Annotated in this window: 26 protein-coding genes; 15 read left to right on the forward strand and 11 right to left on the reverse strand. The window is 37.2% G+C overall.

The features are described 5' to 3' along the window. Window positions 1-128: 128 nt before the first annotated feature. Both JKG61_RS20060 and JKG61_RS20065 read right to left on the reverse strand, forming a co-directional pair. Entirely contained in the window at window positions 129-1,829 is a 1,701-nt protein-coding gene (locus tag JKG61_RS20060) for a Kelch repeat-containing protein (RefSeq protein ID WP_202104796.1), read from the reverse strand. A 309-nt stretch (window positions 1,830-2,138) separates the two neighbouring features. Then, window positions 2,139-3,380 (reverse strand): hypothetical protein, encoded by a 1,242-nt coding sequence (locus JKG61_RS20065; protein WP_202104797.1) that lies wholly within the window; start codon window positions 3,378-3,380, stop codon window positions 2,139-2,141. 264 nt (window positions 3,381-3,644) lie between these two features. Here JKG61_RS20065 and JKG61_RS20070 point away from each other — a divergent pair, with 264 nt between their 5' ends. From JKG61_RS20070 to JKG61_RS20110, 9 genes are all read left to right on the forward strand, one after another. Then, the gene (locus tag JKG61_RS20070) at window positions 3,645-3,818 is read left to right on the forward strand and encodes a hypothetical protein (RefSeq protein WP_202104798.1); all 174 of its coding nucleotides are present in this window, start codon (window positions 3,645-3,647) and stop codon (window positions 3,816-3,818) included. 114 nt (window positions 3,819-3,932) lie between these two features. After that, a complete protein-coding gene (locus JKG61_RS20075) occupies window positions 3,933-4,118 on the forward strand; it encodes a hypothetical protein (RefSeq protein WP_202104799.1) in 186 nt (61 codons plus the stop codon). Between the two features lie 98 nt (window positions 4,119-4,216). Continuing rightward, complete coding sequence (locus tag JKG61_RS20080) at window positions 4,217-4,669, forward strand: hypothetical protein (protein ID WP_202104800.1); 453 nt, start codon at window positions 4,217-4,219, stop codon at window positions 4,667-4,669. Between the two features lie 474 nt (window positions 4,670-5,143). Beyond that, a complete protein-coding gene (locus tag JKG61_RS20085; protein ID WP_202104801.1) occupies window positions 5,144-6,085 on the forward strand; it encodes a hypothetical protein in 942 nt (313 codons plus the stop codon). Between the two features lie 51 nt (window positions 6,086-6,136). Beyond that, on the forward strand, window positions 6,137-6,430 hold the full coding sequence (locus JKG61_RS23200; protein WP_202104802.1) for a YdeI/OmpD-associated family protein: 294 nt from the start codon (window positions 6,137-6,139) through the stop codon (window positions 6,428-6,430). A 220-nt stretch (window positions 6,431-6,650) separates the two neighbouring features. Continuing rightward, window positions 6,651-8,207: a cold-shock protein gene (locus JKG61_RS20095; RefSeq protein WP_202104803.1), complete on the forward strand. Its 1,557-nt coding sequence runs from the start codon at window positions 6,651-6,653 to the stop codon at window positions 8,205-8,207. Between the two features lie 157 nt (window positions 8,208-8,364). Next, window positions 8,365-8,964 carry a hypothetical protein gene (locus JKG61_RS20100; protein WP_202104804.1) on the forward strand — a complete coding sequence of 200 codons (600 nt, stop codon included), beginning with the start codon at window positions 8,365-8,367 and terminating at the stop codon, window positions 8,962-8,964. A gap of 144 nt (window positions 8,965-9,108) precedes the next feature. Next, a complete protein-coding gene (locus tag JKG61_RS20105; protein ID WP_202104805.1) occupies window positions 9,109-9,351 on the forward strand; it encodes a hypothetical protein in 243 nt (80 codons plus the stop codon). A 157-nt stretch (window positions 9,352-9,508) separates the two neighbouring features. Next, window positions 9,509-9,727: a hypothetical protein gene (locus JKG61_RS20110; protein WP_202104806.1), complete on the forward strand. Its 219-nt coding sequence runs from the start codon at window positions 9,509-9,511 to the stop codon at window positions 9,725-9,727. 23 nt (window positions 9,728-9,750) lie between these two features. On the opposite strand, the gene JKG61_RS20115 is transcribed toward JKG61_RS20110, so the two are convergent. The 7 genes from JKG61_RS20115 to JKG61_RS20145 all read right to left on the reverse strand — a co-directional run bounded on the left by JKG61_RS20115 (window position 9,751) and on the right by JKG61_RS20145 (window position 14,267). Then, window positions 9,751-10,374: a hypothetical protein gene (locus JKG61_RS20115; RefSeq protein WP_202104807.1), complete on the reverse strand. Its 624-nt coding sequence runs from the start codon at window positions 10,372-10,374 to the stop codon at window positions 9,751-9,753. Then, complete coding sequence (locus JKG61_RS20120; RefSeq protein WP_202104808.1) at window positions 10,367-11,068, reverse strand: hypothetical protein; 702 nt, start codon at window positions 11,066-11,068, stop codon at window positions 10,367-10,369. Before JKG61_RS20120 ends, JKG61_RS20115 begins: the two co-directional genes overlap by 8 nt. Window positions 11,069-11,077: 9 nt before the next feature. After that, window positions 11,078-11,650: a hypothetical protein gene (locus JKG61_RS20125; RefSeq protein WP_202104809.1), complete on the reverse strand. Its 573-nt coding sequence runs from the start codon at window positions 11,648-11,650 to the stop codon at window positions 11,078-11,080. 50 nt (window positions 11,651-11,700) lie between these two features. Beyond that, window positions 11,701-12,330 carry a DUF4919 domain-containing protein gene (locus JKG61_RS20130; protein WP_202104810.1) on the reverse strand — a complete coding sequence of 210 codons (630 nt, stop codon included), beginning with the start codon at window positions 12,328-12,330 and terminating at the stop codon, window positions 11,701-11,703. 79 nt (window positions 12,331-12,409) lie between these two features. Then, on the reverse strand, window positions 12,410-12,871 hold the full coding sequence (locus JKG61_RS20135) for a hypothetical protein (protein ID WP_202104811.1): 462 nt from the start codon (window positions 12,869-12,871) through the stop codon (window positions 12,410-12,412). A gap of 33 nt (window positions 12,872-12,904) precedes the next feature. Further along, on the reverse strand, window positions 12,905-13,507 hold the full coding sequence (locus JKG61_RS20140; protein WP_202104812.1) for a hypothetical protein: 603 nt from the start codon (window positions 13,505-13,507) through the stop codon (window positions 12,905-12,907). After that, window positions 13,488-14,267 (reverse strand): leucine-rich repeat domain-containing protein, encoded by a 780-nt coding sequence (locus JKG61_RS20145; RefSeq protein ID WP_202104813.1) that lies wholly within the window; start codon window positions 14,265-14,267, stop codon window positions 13,488-13,490. Before JKG61_RS20145 ends, JKG61_RS20140 begins: the two co-directional genes overlap by 20 nt. Before the next feature lie 222 nt (window positions 14,268-14,489). Between JKG61_RS20145 and JKG61_RS20150 the strand changes: the two genes are divergently transcribed. From JKG61_RS20150 to JKG61_RS20160, 3 genes are read left to right on the forward strand one after another with little or no spacing between them, the layout of a single operon-like run. Next, the gene (locus tag JKG61_RS20150) at window positions 14,490-14,777 is read left to right on the forward strand and encodes a DUF2185 domain-containing protein (RefSeq protein ID WP_202104814.1); all 288 of its coding nucleotides are present in this window, start codon (window positions 14,490-14,492) and stop codon (window positions 14,775-14,777) included. Between the two features lie 17 nt (window positions 14,778-14,794). After that, complete coding sequence (locus JKG61_RS20155; protein WP_202104815.1) at window positions 14,795-15,199, forward strand: hypothetical protein; 405 nt, start codon at window positions 14,795-14,797, stop codon at window positions 15,197-15,199. A 12-nt stretch (window positions 15,200-15,211) separates the two neighbouring features. After that, complete coding sequence (locus tag JKG61_RS20160; RefSeq protein WP_202104816.1) at window positions 15,212-15,349, forward strand: hypothetical protein; 138 nt, start codon at window positions 15,212-15,214, stop codon at window positions 15,347-15,349. 32 nt (window positions 15,350-15,381) lie between these two features. Here JKG61_RS20160 and JKG61_RS20165 read toward each other — a convergent pair whose 3' ends face one another. Both JKG61_RS20165 and JKG61_RS20170 read right to left on the reverse strand, forming a co-directional pair. Next, on the reverse strand, window positions 15,382-16,071 hold the full coding sequence (locus JKG61_RS20165) for a hypothetical protein (protein ID WP_202104817.1): 690 nt from the start codon (window positions 16,069-16,071) through the stop codon (window positions 15,382-15,384). 15 nt (window positions 16,072-16,086) lie between these two features. Continuing rightward, window positions 16,087-16,578 (reverse strand): hypothetical protein, encoded by a 492-nt coding sequence (locus tag JKG61_RS20170; protein WP_202104818.1) that lies wholly within the window; start codon window positions 16,576-16,578, stop codon window positions 16,087-16,089. 501 nt (window positions 16,579-17,079) lie between these two features. Here JKG61_RS20170 and JKG61_RS20175 point away from each other — a divergent pair. The 3 genes from JKG61_RS20175 (at window position 17,080) to JKG61_RS20185 (ending at window position 22,045) form a co-directional block, all read left to right on the forward strand. Next, the gene (locus JKG61_RS20175) at window positions 17,080-18,201 is read left to right on the forward strand and encodes an AbiH family protein (RefSeq protein WP_202104819.1); all 1,122 of its coding nucleotides are present in this window, start codon (window positions 17,080-17,082) and stop codon (window positions 18,199-18,201) included. A gap of 209 nt (window positions 18,202-18,410) precedes the next feature. Then, complete coding sequence (locus tag JKG61_RS20180) at window positions 18,411-20,909, forward strand: type I restriction-modification system subunit M (protein ID WP_202104820.1); 2,499 nt, start codon at window positions 18,411-18,413, stop codon at window positions 20,907-20,909. Continuing rightward, complete coding sequence (locus tag JKG61_RS20185; protein WP_202104821.1) at window positions 20,903-22,045, forward strand: restriction endonuclease subunit S; 1,143 nt, start codon at window positions 20,903-20,905, stop codon at window positions 22,043-22,045. Before JKG61_RS20180 ends, JKG61_RS20185 begins: the two co-directional genes overlap by 7 nt. Window positions 22,046-22,068: the final 23 nt, after the last annotated feature.

Here is a 22,068-nt window from a genome sequence, read left to right on the forward strand (position 1 = left end):
ATATCCTCCAATGATTTAAAAGACATAGTGATGTCTTTGGCGTCATCCATTGAAAAAGCCAATAATAATGCGCATATAATGCTTAATCCTGTAAAATGTAAAATTGCTTTTTTCATATATACTTCTTATTAATTTTGTCCGTTACTTAATTTGTATCCCCAAAAACTTGAATAACGTTGACTGTTTCCTATAGCTTGCCCAAGGCCAATAAATAGTGTGTTGTCCAAAAAGAAACCTGTGCTTTGGCTTCTAAAGCTGTTTGATGTTTCGTCTGCATAATTTATAAATTTTGACCACGTATCTGACCCAGGAGTATACTTATAAATCTCATTTGTGCTATAGAATTGAGGACTTTTATCACGATCATATCCTAATCCTACATAAGCTTCACTTCCAGTTGTTACGGCTACATTTCCACTGGTATATTCGTAGGATGGAATTCCTTTTTTTTGAATCCAAGTGTCCTTACTCGCATCATATTGATATAAATCATAATATTTTAGTCTGCCCAATCGGCCTCCACCCACGTAGCCTTTCCCATCCAGTGAAAAGGAGTAGGCTTCCGTTCTTTCACCTGGTACATTCGCTTTCTTCGTCCATGTGTCTGTTTGGGCATGATATGCATAGAAATCATTAAAATACTGATCGTTATTTGATCCTGCGCCAATATAACCTATGCCATTGGCAGAAAAACCTACGGCAAAAGCTCTTTTATCTCCCGGAAAGTTTGCCTTTTTCTCCCATGTATTTAACTTGGGATCATAGCAGTAGAAGGTGTTGCTTTCTTGTTCATTGCTAAAACCTGTTCCAACATAAGCTTTGCCATCGATTACAAAAGCCACTGCATGTGAAAGCGATCCGGCTGGAAAATCGGCTTTGGGTAACCAAATGTCAAAATCGACATCATATTCCCATAGCTTCTTTGAGTCCGGATTTCCTCCAAAGGCCTCAAAACCTGCTCCACCTACTATGTAAGCGGTGTTGTTGGCGACAAAAGAGCTAGCCCCTGAGCGGGATTCTCCTATACTGCCTTGTTTTAGATATTCTTCCAAGACAACGCTATAATTTTCTCCTGCCCCAAAATTAGCTCGTTGTCCCCAATATCCCTGTTTTAAGGCGGGAAAAGAAGGGACGATTGTCAGAGGGTTCTGGCTTTTTGAAATGACATGACCATCTAAATTCAATTCAATATCTCCAGGCTGAATTCCTTTCGGGATTTTAAAATAAGCCCGCCCTACCAGGTATTCCTTGAAAGCTTCTACGTGAAAGGCTGTAACCCATTCATCACTTCCTGTAAAACGAATCTTCACCTCGTCCTTTGCTGCCTCCATGAATTCACTCGATGCTAAGATGATAACCTCTCCAATACGGGCTTTCCAAGGCCCAAAACTAAACTTAACGGCAGGGAGAATTCCCTGCAATTCGATGGTCGTAGAAGCATATTGTGGATCTCGTTTGCCATTAACCAACATGTCAACTACCGCAATCTCTTTGTTGTTGATGTTGAAATTGGCAATTAAGGTGATTTGGCTTTTAGTGATTTCTTGTATCTCAATAGTCACTGGAAAGGGAATTTTCTCTCGTCTGTCAGATAGCCACATCCAAGCGAAAAAATCAAATGTTATATTTTTAGGGTTTTCCTTTAGTAGCTTTTCGAAATTTCCGAAAAGGGTAACCGTTTCTCCTGATTTTATTTTTTCCTTGCCAAATTGAATTTGGATGATCTGCTCAGGTTCTATGATCGGATCGTTTTTGTCTTTATTACAAGAGATGAGTGTTAGTAATACTGCAATAGCAATAAAACAAATGGGTAATGAAATACTCTTCACGTCAATATTGGTGTTTTATTTCTAAAATAACAAACGGATATTTTTTATCCCTAAAGATAACTATCTTATTGTTATAAAAATCTTAAATAATTGTTTTTTCTTTTAAGTTACTAAGTTAAGGTAAATACATAATAGACAATCTTCATCAATCGGCTTAGGCAATTTTTGGTTATATAGTTAAAGATCTGAGCAAGCTATATTGTTTTTTTAACCAATTTAGATCAATGAGAAAGTTAAAAATTCATAGTAAAGAGAAATGTAATAATCCAGATGGCTTTTTAGGTATTTTCGTAAGACAGCTATGTTTTATTAGAGACCAAAAGGTATATTAAAGCGTATTCCAAAATTACTATCCTTTTCTTTGTCATAATTTATGTACTTTTTATATGACCAAAAGGGCATTATATTTATTGTTCTTTTACCATTTGAAGTCTTTAATGGCACGACTATGCCTATTGATACATCGTTAATATTACTTACCGAGGTTTTAGAATCAGGCGTAATAAATTTCGTGTTATTAAAAGTCACTTCTGCCCCTAAGTTCCAATTTTTTTTAATCATAAGCATGCGTATCCCAAAGTCTACCAATACGAGTTGATGAAACTCATGATTGCCCAATACATATACTTTGGATGACTCTTCATTCAAATATGTTTCAGAATTCAGTTGAGATATCTTATTCCACTCATTTGTAGAGTGTACTTCTGATAGATTATGTTTGTAGGTCCCTGTTAAATTCAAACTGGGATTGAAAATCCACGCATGACTTTCTCTATAATAGTTCAGAGAAAGTGATACTTGCGGGACGTTGATTTTTTTACGGTACGGATTCTCATAACTTAATATATCTTCTTTAATAATATATCGAAAATTGTCATTGTTGATCGGATTGACATTTATGGTAAACCAATAAAAGCTTTTACTTGACCATTTGTTATCAAAGAAAGCAATTTCTCTTTTATCTAATTCATCATTGAATTTTTTAGCTAGAACAGTGTTAAGACCAATAGTATCCACAATTGGTAGTCCGTCAAGTTTCCTTTCGGAAAGTTGTATACTAATCTCTTTGTTGACTATATCATATAATAGAGCATACAGTGTTGGATCTTCTGTTTTTTTAAAATTTCTAAACGTACGTAAATGAGTATAACTAACACCTAATTTAACTTTATGTCGGTCTTCAAAATCCAACATACCTTTTCCATTTAATTCTCCAGCAGCTTTTATTGCAATTCGATGTCTACCTCCGACAAAAGATTTGACTTCTTTTGAAATAGAGAAAGCCTGCTTGTCTTTATCTAATGATAAAGACGCAAAACTTGAAGCTATGTTTTCATCTCTCGTACCTGTCTGGATTTTAGAAAAATCACTTTCCATCAGTTTTGAAAAGGCGCTCGATGACATAAGATTTTCTTGTTTTATAATATTCTTTATCCTTTCTTCTGAAATAATCTTAGCTGTATCTTGGAATTCTTTAACCATATCCTGCGATTGGGCTATAGCTATCCCACTCCACAAGAATAGTGTGGATATTAATATATGATTTTTCATAATTTAAGTCTATAGATGTAAAAAACTTCAGCAAAACTTGTTTTCTTGATAGTATACTAAGTTATACCATTTTAATAGTCAGGTAAATACCCAATTTAGGGTATTTTTTAATTGTCCTTTTCGAACAATTAATTTATCAATTAGCCAAAACAAAGTCTCGCGCTACGGTTTCCCGTACAAAGGGTGTTTATCATACTTGTATTGTTGTACAATATTATTTGTTCGTCTTTGTCGCGAAATTGTTTTCAATCCTTAACTTGCTACATGCAACTATTTGTCCAAGCCAAAAATCAATTAACTAGTCTTAAAGAGATTTCTTTCAAGCTGGAAAAAGATTTACAACAGCTATTCGAAGCCAATTTAGAAATGGTTACGGGGCTTCGATTCATCAAGTCCGAGTTTATGATCAAAGGGACGCAACCTTGTTTATCCCTATAAAAAAGTTTATTTTGCATACTTAAAGCCGTATTAACACAATACATTGGTTATAAGTGACGCATACTTCTTATAATACGTGACAGACTGTTGCATGGTATTTTAAACTTTTAGACAATGGAACAGCAGAGTGATATAATATCATCTATCAGAGCGTTAACGGCAGCACCCGCATTGGAACCTTTTCTAGGACAGGTTCAAATTCCGGTATTCTATTTGAAAAAGCTGACGAGCTTTGGACTTTATTTCAGGAGGGGATTGCAGACTTTGTTAATCAACATCAGGGACAGGCTACTGTGTTAGATCCCGTAATAAAGAGGCCGGAGTGGTCGCTTATCAAAGATGTAATTGATGGCAGGGCGCCAATTTCATCATTGAGTTTAGATTGTAAATAGAAAGTTATGACTAGAAAAATTGTATTTAACATTTTTGCTGCGTTTATTTATTTCCCCTCTTTTTTTATCGGGAAAAGCTTATGGGACTATTATGGTGTAAATGGCGGAAACCCGTATGATAATTATCCGCATTCATTTTGGGAGTATTTTAGTATTTTGCTGCATGATTATTCTTATCCATCAATTTCTTTTGTTTTCTTAATTCTTATCTTATTACCTTTTCAACTTTTCAAAGACCATTATTTCCGAAAACATAATAAAGGGCTCTCGTTATCCATCAAGTGTTTAATGTTAACTGGCACCGTGGTTTTTTTATGGATCATACTGTTTAGATTTCCACTAATTGATTGGTATAAGCTTTTTATATTTTCTACATTAGGAATAGGTTGTGGTACCGCTTTAATTTTATATTGGGGAATAGATCGTTATGTGGAGCGGACTCAGGCGAAGGAAAAATAAATTATATTGGAAGCCCAATTAGGTCACCTGATATTTTCGTCTTACAGAAGCGTGTATCTTTATCCGAGATACAGAAAATTATACTTTCTTAAGTATGCATAACTGGCTATTATTGCGATAGCAATAATAAGTAAAACTAGATGCCAAACCGCGTGCCTGCCAAAGTCGAGAAAGATTTTATTGACACCGCAGTCAAAAGTTTAGAGAGCAAAAAAAAAGAAATAATTTCTTATTATTGACGGGAGCGAGCTTTACCATATTGGCGCATCGTTAAAAGATCTGGGAAAGAAGTGGTTTGCTTTTTCAAGAATGGATAGTTTGGTAGAGGAGGTTTTGGCTAGAGTTAAAATGGTAAATGACAGGATCTAGATATATTTAATTATGTTTTTTATGAGTATATTTATAATTGTTTGAATTCTTAAATAATGCAGTTCTATTAGCGATTAATTAAAACCAATTTATTTTTCTAAAATTATGACAGTACAAAATGTATTAGACGCATTTCAGAATAGAGATTTAGTCTATCTACAAAGCAAAATAAATCCTTTGGGAATATACTCCGGTATTGCAGTCGAAGGTTTCCTAGACACAGTCAATCGTTTCTTCAAGAAAGTTGACATAGAGTCCCTAGCGAATGAGCATTTCTACGATCCATTTACTTGTGGCGAATTAGCTAGTAATGAGCAAGGATATGCTTTCTTTGATGAAGAATCTTACTGCAATTATTTACTGGTTATTACCGTAGTCGACGAGATTGTGACGGATATAAGAACCTTGTATGACAAGCCAAAAAGTAATTATATTCTTCATAGCGAAAGTAATGAAGATTTATCTTATGAATATCTCTTGCAATTTAAAATCTATGAGGAGGATAAAATTGGCTATGACAGCTCTTCGGTAGATTACCAGATCTATTTGCGCGAGCGAGCCATAGCAGCTATCCATGACCGAAGCCATATATCGGCACTTGATGTCGAGTTCCTTGAATCATGGTATGCAGAAAACAAGTATTTGAAGACCAGCTATGAGGACGAATATTACGATGAAGAAGAATGTATTCCTGTTGAAAAATACCGATTTAAAGATACTTTTACAGAGTATCTAAACGTAGTTGAAGAATATTTAAAATCAGCAAAATCGAATAATGACCATGATATACTCAAACGGTTTTATAACTCATTAGATAAAGATAATGAAGCGCACTTAGACAAGTGGTATAACATTTGCAAAAAAGAGCAAGCTTTTAAAGAGAGAATGAGCTACTTTGTATGGCCATTTAATATCAATGATGGCTCACTTTATCATTTGGGGCTTAGATTTGATAGTAAGCCCCTTGAAAATATCTTATTTACGACCGATAAGTATAATGTTATGCGATATCGAGAGATAGAATACATTCGTTCGTTGAGATCTTGATTATGATCATCATCAAGAACACCTATTGCACATTGATGACTCACGGTAATAGTGAAAAAACTCATTGCAGACGGAAAGATGATGCCAAGAGGGTATGTAGAAATTGAAAAGGCTAAAACTGATGGTCGATGGGCAAGAGCTTACGACTCCCATACTACTATGCAGGATGCCGAAGACTTGTTGCAAGAATTAGCAAAGGATAAAGAAGCAGAGACATTTTATCAATCCCTTAGCAAGACCAATAAATTTGCTATCAATTTTAGATTACAAACCGCCAAGAAGCCCGAAACAAGAGCCAAAAGACTGAGGGAAATTTTGACAAACCTTCAATTGAAAAGAATGTGACAGAATGTTAAGCCAGAAGCCTTTAAAAAAATATTTCTCATTTAGCGCAGACTCAACGTCAACGCACTTAAATTTATAAATTACTTAATATCAGCTTATTGCTGTTGTTTTATGCAAAAAAAATATGTATCTTGTATTTTACTTGGCTAGGCTTGAAAGGACATCCATAAACTTTCAACGCAATTAGTTAACGATAAACCGTACCAAAATGTAAAAGATTATGGATCCTCGCACACGCACACGGAATATTTCCTTGGTCACGGCCAGTGACCCTGAATACCGTAGGTATGTGGAGAGACAGCGCCTCACAAGATCACGGATTGGAGAGAGCTACGGCCAGCGTTTATATGCCGACAAGATTTCTGTCCTGCTTGAAAGCGCTGTCCGAAAATGGGTAGCACCCTATGGGGGGCAGGAAAATAGGATACTATCCTACGAACAGCTGGGACGTGACCACAAATACAGCAAACGGTTTAGGGAAATAGACTTTGTACTTGACAGAGAGGATACACTCACCATCGGTGAGCTGAAAGTATCCTCGTCACGTAAGGTACTAACAAAGGCCTACGCACAATTGTCTGAAAGCTTCGATGTCCTGCGACGGACAGGGAGATCGGTAGTACCTATGCTGATTTACATCAATCTTAACTATGAAAATTCGCATGCCGCTATTGATGCCTTCGACCCCGACTTTGGGTCAATGCCGTTCCAACATCGTCATGTCAACGGACGAGCATACCAACTTCTGCAACTAAGTCCAGTAGAGATCTTCGACTGGGCAGTCGAACAGGAGATCATCCGAGATCCGAAACTTATCGATGAAGCACTTGAAGAAGCACGTCAAAATCACTTTTTGAGGACAGAGCGGTCCAAACTCCGCCAGATGGAAGTGCCGGAGGATGAATGGCCCACTGAGCTAAGGATCATCGATATGCAACGTGCACCGATGATTGTACAATTTTGCTCGACAGATAATCGACCCGATAAAAACGATCTCGCTACACGCTTGAAGGATGCCTTTAGCGAACGGCACGAACAGCACTTTAATTTTGGACGGGTCAAATGGTTTGACAATACAAAGTTGTTTGGTATTGTACGGATCAATGGAGAGGAAGCCGCATTCGTTCATATCAATAATTTTAAACGTAAGCCAAGTGGGCCATTAGATAAGAACCAAGTAATCTATTATAGACGAGTAGTGAGATCGGATACCGGAAAGATCCGGTTGTCAGGTTGTACACTCTTGGAGTACACCCCCGACTTCAGCATCTTGATGCAGCTCTTGGAGCATGACGCGATGGAGGGATGCATAGCTGTTAGAAAACCTTCGAATATGCCGAGCGAGAGCAAATATGTATTCCGTCTGTTGGAACATGGTACCCGTCAGATCTTTATGAACCGATCAGAGGCTTCGTTTATCGAGACAGTGCAAAACTATTATGACAAGGAGTTGAGGGATCGGTGGTTTCATCGGTTCTGTTGGTACTTGGAGCGTATCGCGGTGAAAGTCGTCGAATCGAAAAACAGGGAAATGATGGAGCAGATGATATACTGCTACTTTTATGCAAATCTTCGTCCAGGAATTCTATTCTATGTGTGGCAACATGGCCTGTTTCGGTTTATTGCCTATTCGGATGGCGTGGATTACGAAATACCGATGGAGATACTGCTCGAGCATGCGGATGACCTGGATGAACTTGAACTGGACAGGATACGAAACTATAGTTATGCCAATTCATTTTTCCCAAAGCTTAAACTAAAGACCTTCAGGTTATAGGAGTATTCAAAATGGTGTTTTAGTTTTTGTTATTCGTAATCGTACTATTTTATAGTTTGTTATATTTTTTTTATGCATGAATTTTAAATCCGAATTATTGCAAATAAAACTCTTGTTTCGTACCTTTGTATAAGGAAAGCTTATAGAGGAGCGTGTTATGGACAGAGTCGCAGAATTAAAACAACAACTAAAACCGGGTAAAGTATATCGTAGAGAAGACTTGACGAGATACTCTAATGCGGTAGATCGGCATTTGGCGCAATTAGTCGACGATGGTACCCTAGAGAAGGTAGCCCCCGGTTTGTATCATTTTCCCAAACGATCAGTATTTGGCGTAGTTCCTCCCGAAGACGAGGTATTGGTGCGTAGTTTTTTAAAAGACGACCATTTTCTATTGACGTCACCAAACAGCTATAATGCGTTAAGGGTAGGTACAACGCAGCTATACAACAAGCGCGTCGTATACAATCATAAACGCCATGGTGAGGTCGATTTAAACGGTAAGAAATTTTTCTTTCACAAGACGCCGTATTTTCCCAAAAAAGCAACACCCGAATTTCTTTTGGTCGATTTAGTTAATCATCTTGATACCTTAGCAGAAGATCGGGAGATGGTCCTAAACAATGCTCTAGCTAAAGGAAAGACGATGGATTATAATAAACTAAAATATGCGGTTCGGGAGTACGGACATTCCAAGACCAAAAAGTTATTACAACCCATACTGCAGCAGATGAATCCGAAGTTATATGTCAACTAATTATCTGCACTGGCGTAAAGAGTTTGGCAATCATTTACGACTGCTCGAAAAGGAAATATTTGCATACGATATCCATCCACCAAAACAGTTAGACGTTAATACTTAGCCTAAGGAGACAAAGTCAAAAGAGTGTTTTTTTAGAAAATGGTTCTAAGCCTTCTGCGAAAGCAAGCTCTTTTACTGGCTCTAGGAGTGATCAGTGCTATAGTCTATGTTCTTATACCCGTAGTTATATATCTTTTAAAGAAAGGCAATGATAAGCGCCTGTGGGATATATATGCAGCGATACATACCAAGCCTGAGTTATTTATCGCCATCAGCTTGCCTTACCTACTAGCTTGTTGTGCGAGCTTGTTGATTGTAAGCAGATGGGGCATCATCAAATAAAACATTCAGTTAATCCGCGATATTTGACCGAGGATCAGCTCAAAACTAATCTGAGATTAGGCGTACAGTAGAACAGTGGCTTGGAGCTAGCCGAGAAGAGAACTACCTCGTCCTTAGATGGGTCGCTATCGAGAAGGAAGGCAACCAAGGATATTCCGTGGCTTATATCGAATCCTTTGACGAGGGGAGTGAGAGCTTTTTAAATATCTACGAGTTCTCACCCATAGATCCAGATGAACAATTCGGTCGTACTTCTACATTTTCTTCTTTTGATGAAGCATTGAAATATGCCGGTCATACCTATAACGCATCCGATATCAAGTATGTATCTGGAGGGATGATTCAAGAAGAATATAAGCTTTATAAAAAACTATAAAGTACAGAATTACTTCATGGTCATTATTTTTCAGATTTAACTTTATAAAAATCAGGGAAGCACTGTATCCCAATTGCTCCACCTCCATATTTCAGGACTATATTGTCTTTGTAGAAAATGTAGGAACATCCATCATTATAATCCTTGATCATATCTTCGTTCAAATTTTGGTTGAATAGAACATAGCTAAATAGTCCCATTCCACTTCTTTGCCAACCTATTACCACAGGGTCACGACCTGCAATAGATATGCAGTTTGCTTTGTCCAATTTTTCCTTTAGTATTTTCAACTTTTCCTTTGTCCAGTTTATTTCATTTAACAGAGAGTCCACTTTTAGCGAATTGATTTCCAAATTCCAATTGCTTTGGTGAATGCTATCGACCGTAACGTGGAAAATACCCAATTCATTATTATTATTAAATTCTAGCATTACATCCGTTCCTTCAGGAAGGATAGACGTGAAATAATTTCTAACATCAATGATTTCCTCTTTGCGTTTTTCATAATTTTCGATAAGATCTCTTTTGTCATAAGATACTCCCGTAAAGAGTCCATCAAAAGCTATATGTAGAAAAAGATAGAATCCTCCAATAATAAAAAGTGCTATCCCCAAAAGGATGAAAAGTAATTTTAATAATCTATTCATCGCTTCCTATGTAAGTCAGTTCTCTTTTTTTCTTATTTAGTTGAAATCTAAAATGATATGTTCCATTAGCCATTTTTGTTTTATCTATCCAATATTCTCGAACCATTATATTCTCTGTTTCGAAGTCTACTGTATCTAATAAGCTATATTCAGCAAAAGGCAAATCCGAACCATCTTTAAAAATTCCCTTATAGTTCTTCGAATTCTTGATTTGGACAGCTATCCGATCAAAATCATTGTCTGATAATTTTAATGTGAATATCTCATAGTAATCTCGAAATCCGCCAGCTTCATTCTTCAATAGTATAAAATCGTCCTTCAGGTCTATACCGTGGGTTGAAAGGATTTTGCGAGCATCGTTTTTATTGAATAACCAGTCCGAGATCCAAGGGCTTAATATAAGTGCCCCAAAAGTCCCAGTTAGTGCGAGCGCTACAAATAATCCTACTTTCTTTCTGTTGAAGAGTTTAAAAGACCAATAACTGATAAAAATGAACTGAAACATTAGGACAATGGGCCAGACAAAAATAACTAGAAGACCTAAATTGCCGACGAGAGTTACGGATATAACAATTGTCAGTATCAATCCCACCACGTTTGCCGTTTGTTTTTCACCCGCTTTAAAAGGAAGTACAAAACAAAACACCGTCAATCCAAAAAGTATTAAGCTTATAACGACAGTAAATGGATTCATGTACACATATTATCTAATGTGGATTTTGTCAGCCTCTATATGTTGATTAGCATTAATCAATATTGTTGCTCCTCGAAATTTATTTGTTGTCCCGATTTTCTTTTCAATAAAGCTCTTTAATTTTCTTTGGTCAGAACGAATAAGCTTCCAGTCTAATTTGTGGGCTTCCTTTTCATCTTCCGGATTGAAAAAGTCTTTATTTAGAGCTCCCTTTTCGTTTAATCCTACAAACGCTGATCTGTTAAGATATTCATTTTCTATTCCGCCAAAATACAACCGTTGCATACCCCAACCTTCACTTGAAAATCGAAAAGTGTGTCCATTACATTTCTTCGGATTTAAGTCAATTTTCCTAACGATATTCTTAGTGCCGTCTAATGGATTCCAAAGACCAAAATTAACCGCGTATTGTTTACCCTTTTCCAGATCAAATTTTTCTAGAATCTCCTTAGTAGAATAGTATTGTTGTAATTCTTGTCCTAGCTCAGAGTAATGGTCAAAAACTTGGTAATTGGTCTCCGAAAATATGAAATCGAGTATTAGTTTCTTATCCGCTATAGTTCCGTAAAAATCTGTTTGCATCGCATTCTAATTTTATTTTCGTTAACTTTTTGAGGCTTTTATTTTGATGATCAATTGCCATCAAGCCGTTTTTGCGTAGCTATCAGCTTCCTCGATATATCAAAGTAGATATCTTTAGCTTGTAGATACTGCGTAGGGACTACCTCAAAATAATCACAGAGTCCTACGAGTTTCTGTGCGTGTATTTTTTCTACGTCAAAGTAGGAGTACAGCATGTTATACTCATCCGATATAAAGATCACTTTTAGCGCAGTTTCGCACGATAGTCCGTCACCACTGGTAGCGATTGTTTTGCGTATTGCTCGGTATCTATTTTGGTATTTTAGCCCATCTTCAGCCTTCCCCGTTTCAAACAGAGCCAGAGCCATCAGATTGTTGGCCGTTAAACTCACAGGGTTTATCTGTAACACTCGTTTGCTTTCTGCAATCAGCCTTTTGTAGTCCTTTGATTCAGCGATATCAGATAATTTTCCATCTGCATTTTGGGCGGAGAGATAAGTGTTTTGAAAAGAAAAACCATAGTAGATTAACATATACTCTTCCGGAGTCAATGTCTTATCAAAAGCATTATATCGTTTCAGTAACTTTGGGTAATAAGACTCTTTATTCTTATCCTGTACCCGGCGTTCTATTTCTTCATAATCTACCTTCAGCATCTCTTGTGCTATTAGTAGCCTCATTGAAAATAGCGTAAGGGCAGTTGTTAAAAGTATAGTTAATTTCCTATTCATTGCACGTTTTTTTATGTATTAGATAAAGTTACAAGATAACAGCCTCACCGATCAGGTTGGGCCCTTCATGCAGCCACCATTTACGGCCTTTGGTTAAGTACTTTTCCAAGTCTGCTGATGGGATAAAGCGGACTGTGACTATCCGCTCTTCACCAGGCATCAGCAAGTTTTCGTCGCCAAAGACAAGGTCGCCGATATAGGTTTGGACGATATTTCCTTCGGCACCATATTCGAATACATGGTTGGGACGGTAGCCTGATATAACACCTGTTTTGCGTCCACCTTCCTCAGTGGGCTTCAGCCTTATATTTGCCTTCACTATCAGTAAGGTATCTGTAGGTGCTGGTGTGCTGATACTGGACAAAGTATACTTATCATAAGCCATTACATCAAATACCTTAGATTGTCCCGTATCCAACCACCTCTTGTATACAAGTTCACCGTTGATGTATAGATAGAGTTCGTTCTCTTTAATTTCTTTCAGGATCATCTTTGCCGCATATTTGATCAATATCTCAATAAATTAACTTAAAAAATCCGATAATAAGTCGCCATCAAAATCTATTTTATAGGTATTTCCACTGAAGTCAGTAAGGAGAATGCCATCGTTGTCCATTTTAAAAACCTCTTCATTATTTATAGATACAAAGATGTCATTACCACCAAATTCCCATTTCTTATTGCCTTCTCTGTCTAGCTTTGTTATCAGAAGTTCACCATGCACAATGTAGCCGTCCTGCAGTTTGAAAACCTGAAAACAAGTCGCCTGATCGGCTTGTGTTTTCCACTTTAAGGCAAGGTCGGGGAGGGCCAAGCAAAATATTGTGTCGCAACAGCATATTAATAACTGGTCATTGTCTACAAGTGTTGAGTTTTGATGAATGCCAGTTGCGCCCCCCGAACCAATGATAATACAGCTGTCAATACCGATGTCACCTTCGTATATTTTAACACCGTGTTTTGAAGTTGGGTACCGCTCATCATCATCACCGAAGTAAATCCTGGAATAACAGAAACTGTTATCTACCGACTCATATTTGTAAGTCGGTTCGTCAATCACTTCAATTGTAAAGTTCTTATAGTGGTACTGATTCATTTGTTGAGCACTACCAAGCTTTTCCGTCATAAAACCGATTGTTTTCAAAATCATAGTCCACGAAGAACCCAGAATCTAGTACCGGATGTTCTTTTATCCTATCGCGTAATGGCTTTTTTACTGTAGTAGTAATATCGAATCGCTTCAAACTATCCATCTCAAGAAGCGTATCATAAGATTCGTCGATGACTATTGTAGATTCTAGATTAAGATGTTCCAATTTTTTAAGACCAGAAAATGGTTTAAGGGATTTTAATCTTAGATTCTTTGGAGCTATAGCATCTCCATTTATGGCAAGACCAATGAGGTTCTTTAATTCTCCTATGACTTCATAGTTGACGATATTCATACTTTTTGAAATTGTTAAAATTTCCAAGTTTTGGAGATCTTTAATCGGAGCAATATCCTCCAGTTTACTAAAGTGGTTCAATTCTAACCGTTTTAGTTGTTTAAGCTTACTTATTGCTGAAATGTCCTTGATGTTTGAAGTCCAAAATGTCAGACACTCCAAGTTTTTCATCTTACAAATAGCTTCAAATAGATTTTCATCTATTCGATATCGGAATGATAGAGATTTGATATTATCAAGTGTCGGAATGAGTTGTTCCCATTGTTTTGCTATGTTATTTCTGAACTTTACAGAAGTAGCAGGAGGGAAGTCCATGGTTAGGAGTGGAATATGCAGTTTATCGACGCTGAAGACCTCGTTATTTATTTCCAGAGCAGTTAAATACCCCTCTAGTCGCTTTCTTGCTAGATGAATTATATTATTCTTTTCCCTATCCTTCATTATATTTCCATCAACTTCATGCTGTACATAATCAAAGTCACTATATGTCTACTTTGAGTCATTATGTTGCGGCGTAAATTCTTCCAAGTGCATGACTCATTTTTTATTACATACGAGTAGTGTTCTCTATGACAAGCTTCAATATCTAAATATAGTAAAAATTGATATATTTATAGGGAGAAGGGAGGTGTGAGTTTGGCAAATTAATCTAAATGAAAACACATGACTGATCATAAGAATATAGCCGTATTAACCACAAAAGGAGTTTTTTTTGAAAACATGCCAATCAGCTATGTATTCCGTCATGCTGATGACGGAATGTGGGAGTTCAGAGAGAATAAAGACAAGGTCCAAGATTCTGAAATACGCGTTGTATCTCTAGAAGAAGTAATCAATAGGGACAAAACCATTAGAGAGATTCTCGACTTGCCCTTAGGATACTATGCTTTTAGGATAGATTGCGAAAGTCAATGGGAAATCAAGCCTATACAAACTGAACTTTTAAAATAGTCTATAACAAAATCACAATGATCAAGAGTCTATTCGCATACGTGTTTCTATTGATTGGTAGTGATCTTTTGATTAATGTCGCCATCAATAAAGCCCAAGGCAATCCCGGCGAGATGATTATGATAGCATTGATTGTGCGTGTGGTATCTTTTGTAGTGCTGTTCTCTTTGATCGGAGTGCTTGTCCTAAGCCTTCTGCGAAAGCAAGCTCTTTTACTGGCCCTAGGAGTGACCAGTGCTATAGTCTATGTTCTTATACCTGTAATTATATATTTTTTAAAAGAGAGCAGTGATCAGAGCATATGGGGTGTATATGCAGCGATACATACCAAGTCTGAGTTATTTATCGCCATCAGCTTGCCTTACCTACTAGCTTGTTGTGCGAGCTTGTTGATTGTAAGCAGACGGGGCAGCATCAAATAAAACATTCAATTTATGACACGATATTTGACCGAGGATCAACTCAAAACTAATCTAAGATTAGGACGTACAGTAGAACAGTGGCTTGGAGCTAGCCAAGAAGAGAATTATATCGTCCTTAGATGGGTATCTATCGAGAAGGAAGCCGGTTAAGGATATTCCGTTACTTGCAGAATTACTATAAGTTAATCCTTAATATAAATCGTCTTAATCTTTTTGGGTGGGTTGGGAGAGAGCAATAGGCTACTTACAGAGTCCATATTTAGCAGATAGGCAGGCCCAGTACCAGGCTCAGTAACATAGAATATCCCATAGATATCTTTATCTCTATTGACAAAGGGATTATCTGTAAGTTTTACCTTCATCAAATCCGACCCTTGGAGTTTATAGGTGCCATAAGGAAGGCTATCTATTTTAGCGTGCTGATACGCGATGTCTTTTCTTTCCGACAATGTCTTTAGCCATTGTACCGTGTCGTAGTCCATTCGATGGCTACCATACTTATGGACTTCGTGCCAGCCTTTTATACTCGTATTGGCTTTTGACAAAATATACAACGAATCACCCCTGACAACTGTATCCTCGCTCGGTTCTATTTCCCTCAGATAGTATGCCGTGTCCAGTACATGCCTTACCTCTATAGCAGCATACATGACATAGTCTGCTAGAAAATCTAAATCTTTAAACATATAACGCATTATCACACTGCTGTCGCTGTTGCTCCAATTTATCAGCTTACCCGGTTCAAGGTTTAGTATATCAGATTTCGAAACTTTGACAAAATCTTCCTTCGATATTTGTGGAGAACATGATTGACAACAGAAAAGCGTAAATCCGTATAGTATTAAGCTGGTGGTGATAATAAATGGGTTCATATATCTCAGGGATTATTAAAATGGTGTCTGGCTAAATGAAATCCCATTTCGCTGCACAAGAGTTAATACCTGTGAATCCGAAAGGACTGGCTCTTGTCGGACGATCTGTTTAAAACCTGTCGCCTTAAATGCTATTCTACCATCCTGCAATTCTATTACCCACTCGTAGATCCATTTGTTTTCTTTTTCCTCAGACTTGCTCAATAGATGTAAATCTGCAACCTCAAACATATCTGTCAGCCCTCCACGTCTGTCGATGTCTATTTCGAGGGCAAAGGTGTTTTCAAACCTTAGCGTACATGGAGCGACCCAAAACGAGAAATTATCTTTTGGTGGCACAGGTTGTACCCATTTGAAGATATAATCAATATCAAAAATCAGATCCGTAGTAGCACTATCGGCATTGTCGTTATGAAATACAAAACCATATATATTGGCATCGTGCCATCCCATCCCTTCATAATCTGCCTCAGTCCAAATCGTCTTTTCAAGTTTATAGTCTTTCATAATGCTGTATACTTTTTACTATACGTCACCTGCTGTGTTATTTTTATTAAAAACAGATGTGACTAATTTAGTAAATATTGTTGTGTTATTTTTATTAAAACATGATGTGTTAATTTTATTAAACCGTGTTTTTCAAAGGTGACGATCTATTTTATCATAAAGTCAAAGTTTTAACATTCTAATTTAACAGACAAAGGAAAACAGTTTATACACTCCTTACGCCCCATCCTTTCACCAATTGATTCTTTTTTAGTAGAACCAATAGCGCTACGGTTTCCCTTACAAAAGCTATCTGTTAGTCTTGTGTTTTTATACAATATTATTTGATTCATTATTAGATTTCAAGTATCTTGGAGGTGATTTAAATATACATATCGAATAGGACAAGGTTCTTTAGAGCAGCAGTTCAAAGATCATCTTGCAGACACCGATAATCCCGTATCTTATTCTCTGGAGCATTTGTACAGAGCAAAATTAGTTTCCTGGCTAAAGGATTTACGAATGAATAGACTAATACTAATCGGCAATGGCTTCGATTTAGCACATGGTTTAGAGACCGGCTACAAAGATTTTATTCTTTGGTACATGAGCCAATGTGCTAATCGATATACGGCAAATCAATGCTATTTTCAGGATGAATTAATTGACTTAAGTCCATGTCGGGATGAAGACGATTATGACGATATACAGGAGAGTATGTATATACATCAATATTTCGAAACACAGATTCCTCGCGAACTTAGGTGTGTTGTCACAGTTAGATCAAGATTTTTTAAAGAGTTATTGATCAATCTCTCGCTAAAGAACTGGGTAGACATTGAAAATCAATACTTTGATAATCTATTGGATTTAGGAGGGAAGATCAGTACAAAGAGTTTTAATTTAGAAGAGGTAAAACAACTAAATAGTGAATTCAAATTCCTTAAAACAAAACTAGAAGAGTATCTTATTTCAGTAGAACAAAATCATATACATTCAGTAAATCCCAATCTATTAGATATACTTAACTCACCGTTTGAACTTTCTGATTTTGATACAGTTATTGACGACCCTAAGGCTTTACAGAGTAAACTGGGGAAAAAGTTTTCTCTTCAGGAAAGAATACTTCATAAAGCCCACGTTCTAAATTTCAATTATACAAATACATTTGAGACTTACCGTGAAAATTTGAAAAGTAAATACTTTTCAAAGATTGACCTAAACCATATCCACGGGCAACTGAATAATTCTGACAACCCTATCATTTTTGGTTTTGGGGATGAGCATGACAAAGAATATATGCAGTTCGAAGAACAGCGCATGAACGAACTATTTGATCATATTAAATCCTATCAATATCTGAGGACGCCAAACTATAGAAACTTAATACGTTTTTTAAATGAAGATACCTATCAAGTACATGTAATAGGGCATTCATGTGGCTTATCCGATCGGACCATGTTTAAGGAGGTGTTCGATCATCCTAATTGTAAGTCTATCAAGATTTTCCATTATCAACGGCCAGACGGATCTACAGATTTTCATGAAAAAGTAGTTAATATCGGCCGGCATTTTAGTAACAAAGGAATGATGCGTAAATTAATAGTAGAATTTAATGATAAAAATGCGCTTCCGCAGAATTAACAAAGACAAATTAAGTAGTTATTTGCATTAAGGGTTGAAAAGATGCCCTTAATGCAAATAACTACTTAAAGAGTAAGATAGCATTATACAACTGCTAAACAAGCAAAAATAAGCTTTAACTAGAGCATTTTCCTATTGCCTAAGTGCTAAATAAAGTCTATTTTAAGGCCAAAATCTACAGATCATTAAGATCTTGATTATCAGAATTTATGGCGATTAAAAAATCAGAATTATACAGTTCACTTTGGGCTTCTTGCGACGAACTACGTGGAGGCATGGACGCCTCACAATATAAAGATTACGTACTGACTATGTTGTTTGTCAAGTACATCTCCGACAAATACAAAGGCGATCCTTTTGGAGCCATCACCGTTCCAGAAGGTGCTTCTTTTGATGCAATGGTGGCATTGATTGGAAATACAGAGATTGGTGATAAGATCAACAAGGAGATTCTTAACCCCATTAAAGAAGCCAACAAGCTGACCGATTTTCCTGATTTCAATGACGAAAACAAATTGGGAAAAGGCAAGGATTTGGTTGATACTGTATCCAACCTAGTACGTATCTTCAACGATCCTAGCTTGGATTTTGCCAAAAACTCTGCGGAGGGCGATGATATCTTGGGGGATGCTTACGAATTTTTGATGCGCCACTTTGCAACAGAATCCGGGAAATCCAAAGGACAGTTTTATACTCCTGCGGAAGTGTCGAGAGTATTGGCCAAGGTGATAGGCATTTCACCAGCCAATTCGACCAATCAAACGACAGCTTATGACCCCACCTGTGGATCGGGATCATTGTTATTAAAGGTTGCTAATGAGTCTGGGAAAAATATAACCCTCTACGGACAAGAAAAAGAAACTGCTACCGCCAACTTGGCGAAGATGAATATGATCTTACACAATAGTCCCACTGCGGAGATTGTTGCAGATAATACCTTGACGCGTCCAGCCTACAAAGAAGCCGATGGCAGCTTAAAGCGATTTGATTATGTGGTCGCCAACCCGCCGTTTTCCCTAAAAAGTTGGAGCAATGGCGTGAATGTGGACAGCGATGAATTTGCACGCTTCGAATTGGGTGTACCCCCAGAGAAAAATGGAGATTATGCCTTTTTATTGCATATTATCAAATCCTTAAAAGCAACAGGTAAAGCTGCAGTGGTATTACCGCATGGTGTGTTGTTCCGTGGAAATGCTGAAGGCGAAATCCGTAAAAACATATTAAAGAAAGGCTACATCAAAGGCATTATTGGCTTACCAGCCAACTTATTTTACGGCACGGGTATTCCAGCGTGTATTCTAGTTTTGGACAAAGAGAATGCCGAGCATCGCAAAGGAATTTTTATGATCGATGCGAGCAAAGGCTTCATGAAAGATGGTAATAAAAATCGTCTTCGCGAGCAAGATATCCGTAAAATGACTGACGTTTTCAGTCATTCTTCTGAGCTACCAAAATATAGCAGAATGGTATCGATGACCGAAATTGCTGATGCTAAAAACGATTACAACCTTAATATTCCACGATATATCGATACACAGGAAGCCGAGGATATCCAAAATATTGAAGCCCATCTATTGGGTGGTATTCCTAAGGCGGATATTGATTCCTTGCAAACCTATTGGCAAGTATTCCCCAATCTTAAAAAAGATTTGTTTAGTGAAGAACGCCCTGGTTTTTATGCCTTGCAAGGAAGTCTTGCTGATCTGAAATCTCATATATTCGGTCATCCCGAGTTTGTTGCCAATAACCAGAACTTACAAATCCATTTTAAGGAATGGTTGAACGCACAAAAAGTAAAATGGGATGCTTTAGACAAAGGAGTACATCCTAAAGATGTAATAGCGGATGCCAGCGAGCAATTATTTGCCAGCCTTAGTGATAATGCGTTGATCGACAATTATGATCTATACCAACATCTGATGCAGTTTTGGAACGAAATCATGCAAGACGATGTGTATAGTGTTGCCATGGATGGTTGGAAAGCGGGTAATGAGTATCAGCGATTGCTTATAAAATCTAAACCCGACAGAAACGGCAAAACCAAAGCCGACAAAGAGGTGACAGGTTTGGCAGGTATTGAAGGCAGAATGATATCGCCAGATTTGCTGATTAATATTTATTTTGAAGCAGAGCGAAATGCTATTAACGAAGCTGAGCAATTGGTGGAAACATACCAAAGCCGTATGCAAGAAATCGAAGAGGAGCAAAGTGCGGAAGATGGCTTGTTTGCCGATTTGGAAAAGATCAATGCTTCTGAAATCAATAAATTGCTGAAGCAATTAAAACCTACTAAGAAATTGAAAGCGGTTGAGCCAATTGATTTTGGCGTGGCAGCTGAAGAGGAGGTTCTTTACGAAGCCAAGAATAGTTTTGAAATTTTGGAAGAGTACTTGGGATTGGAAATTAACATCAAGAAATCCAAGGCAAAAATTAATGTATTAAATGCGGAGTTAGAAGCAAAGGTATTAACACAATACCCAAGCCTTAGCGAAGCCGATATCAAAAGCTTAGTTATTGAACATAAATGGCAAGCTTATCTGGAAAATGCCTTGGCACAAGAACAAGAACAAGTAAGCCAAAACCTGAGCCAGCGTATTAAAGCTTTAGCAGGACGTTATGCCATCACGCTACCGACTTTGGAAGCACAGGTTTTAGATGCTCAAACAAAAGTATCCGCTCATCTAAAACAAATGGGATTAGCATGGTAAAGGGAATGCAACAGACGGATATTGGCTTAATTCCTGAGGATTGGGAGGTTGTAATGATAGGAGAAATAGCCAATGTCGTTGTAGGTGGTGATGTTGACCTAAATACTTTTTCTGAAGTGCAAGATTCTGAATACACATATCCAATATATTCAAATACAGTTACAAATTATGGTCTCTATGGATACAGCTCAGACTATAAATCTAATGCATATGCTGTAACTATTGTCGGACGAGGGATTGGTATTGGAAAAGCATTTAAAAGAAATGGACGCTTTACAGCTATTGGCCGTTTAATCGTTGTAGAATTATCGAAAAATATAGTAAATAATACATTTTTAGAAAATTACATTAATTCTTATTTAGAAATATATGATGAAAGTGGTGGTATTCCTCAATTAACAGGTATTGCATTAGCAAAATATCAAATCCCACTCCCTCCATTACCCGAGCAAGAAGCCATTGCGAATGCATTATCAGATGCTGATGCGTGGATAGAAAGCTTAGAGCAACTCATTGCCAAAAAACGCCTCATCAAAAAAGGAGCCATGCAGAAATTGTTGACGCCCAAAGATGATTGGGAAGTCAAGACGTTGGGGGAGGTTGGTGAAGTTAGGATGTGTAAAAGAGTATTTCAATACCAAACATCAGAATATGGTGAAATACCTTTTTACAAGATAGGAACATTTGGCAAAACACCTGATGCATTTATTACGAGAAAGCATTACGAAGATTTTAAAAGTAGATTTTTTTATCCTAATAAAGGTAATATTTTAATTTCAGCAGCTGGAACAATTGGTAAAACAGTTGTATACGACGGTGAAGAGAGTTATTTCCAAGATTCAAATATTGTATGGATTGAAAATCAAGAGAAAATAGTTACAGATGCCTTCTTGAAATATGTGTTAGATGTTATAAAATACAATACAGAAGGTGGGACAATTCAGAGGTTATATAACAGTATTCTTAGAAGTACAATGTTTCATTGCCCACCCCTTTCCGAACAAACTCGCATCGCTACAATCCTATCCGATATGGATACGGAGATCGAGGCATTAGAAGCGCAACTGGACAAAGCACGCCAGATCAAACAAGGTATGATGCAAGAGTTGCTAACGGGTAGAATACGCTTGCTGTAAGAAATTATTTGTAAATTTAGGTT

This window comes from Sphingobacterium faecale, assembly GCF_016746095.1.
Classification (GTDB): Bacteria; Bacteroidota; Bacteroidia; order Sphingobacteriales; family Sphingobacteriaceae; genus Sphingobacterium; species Sphingobacterium faecale.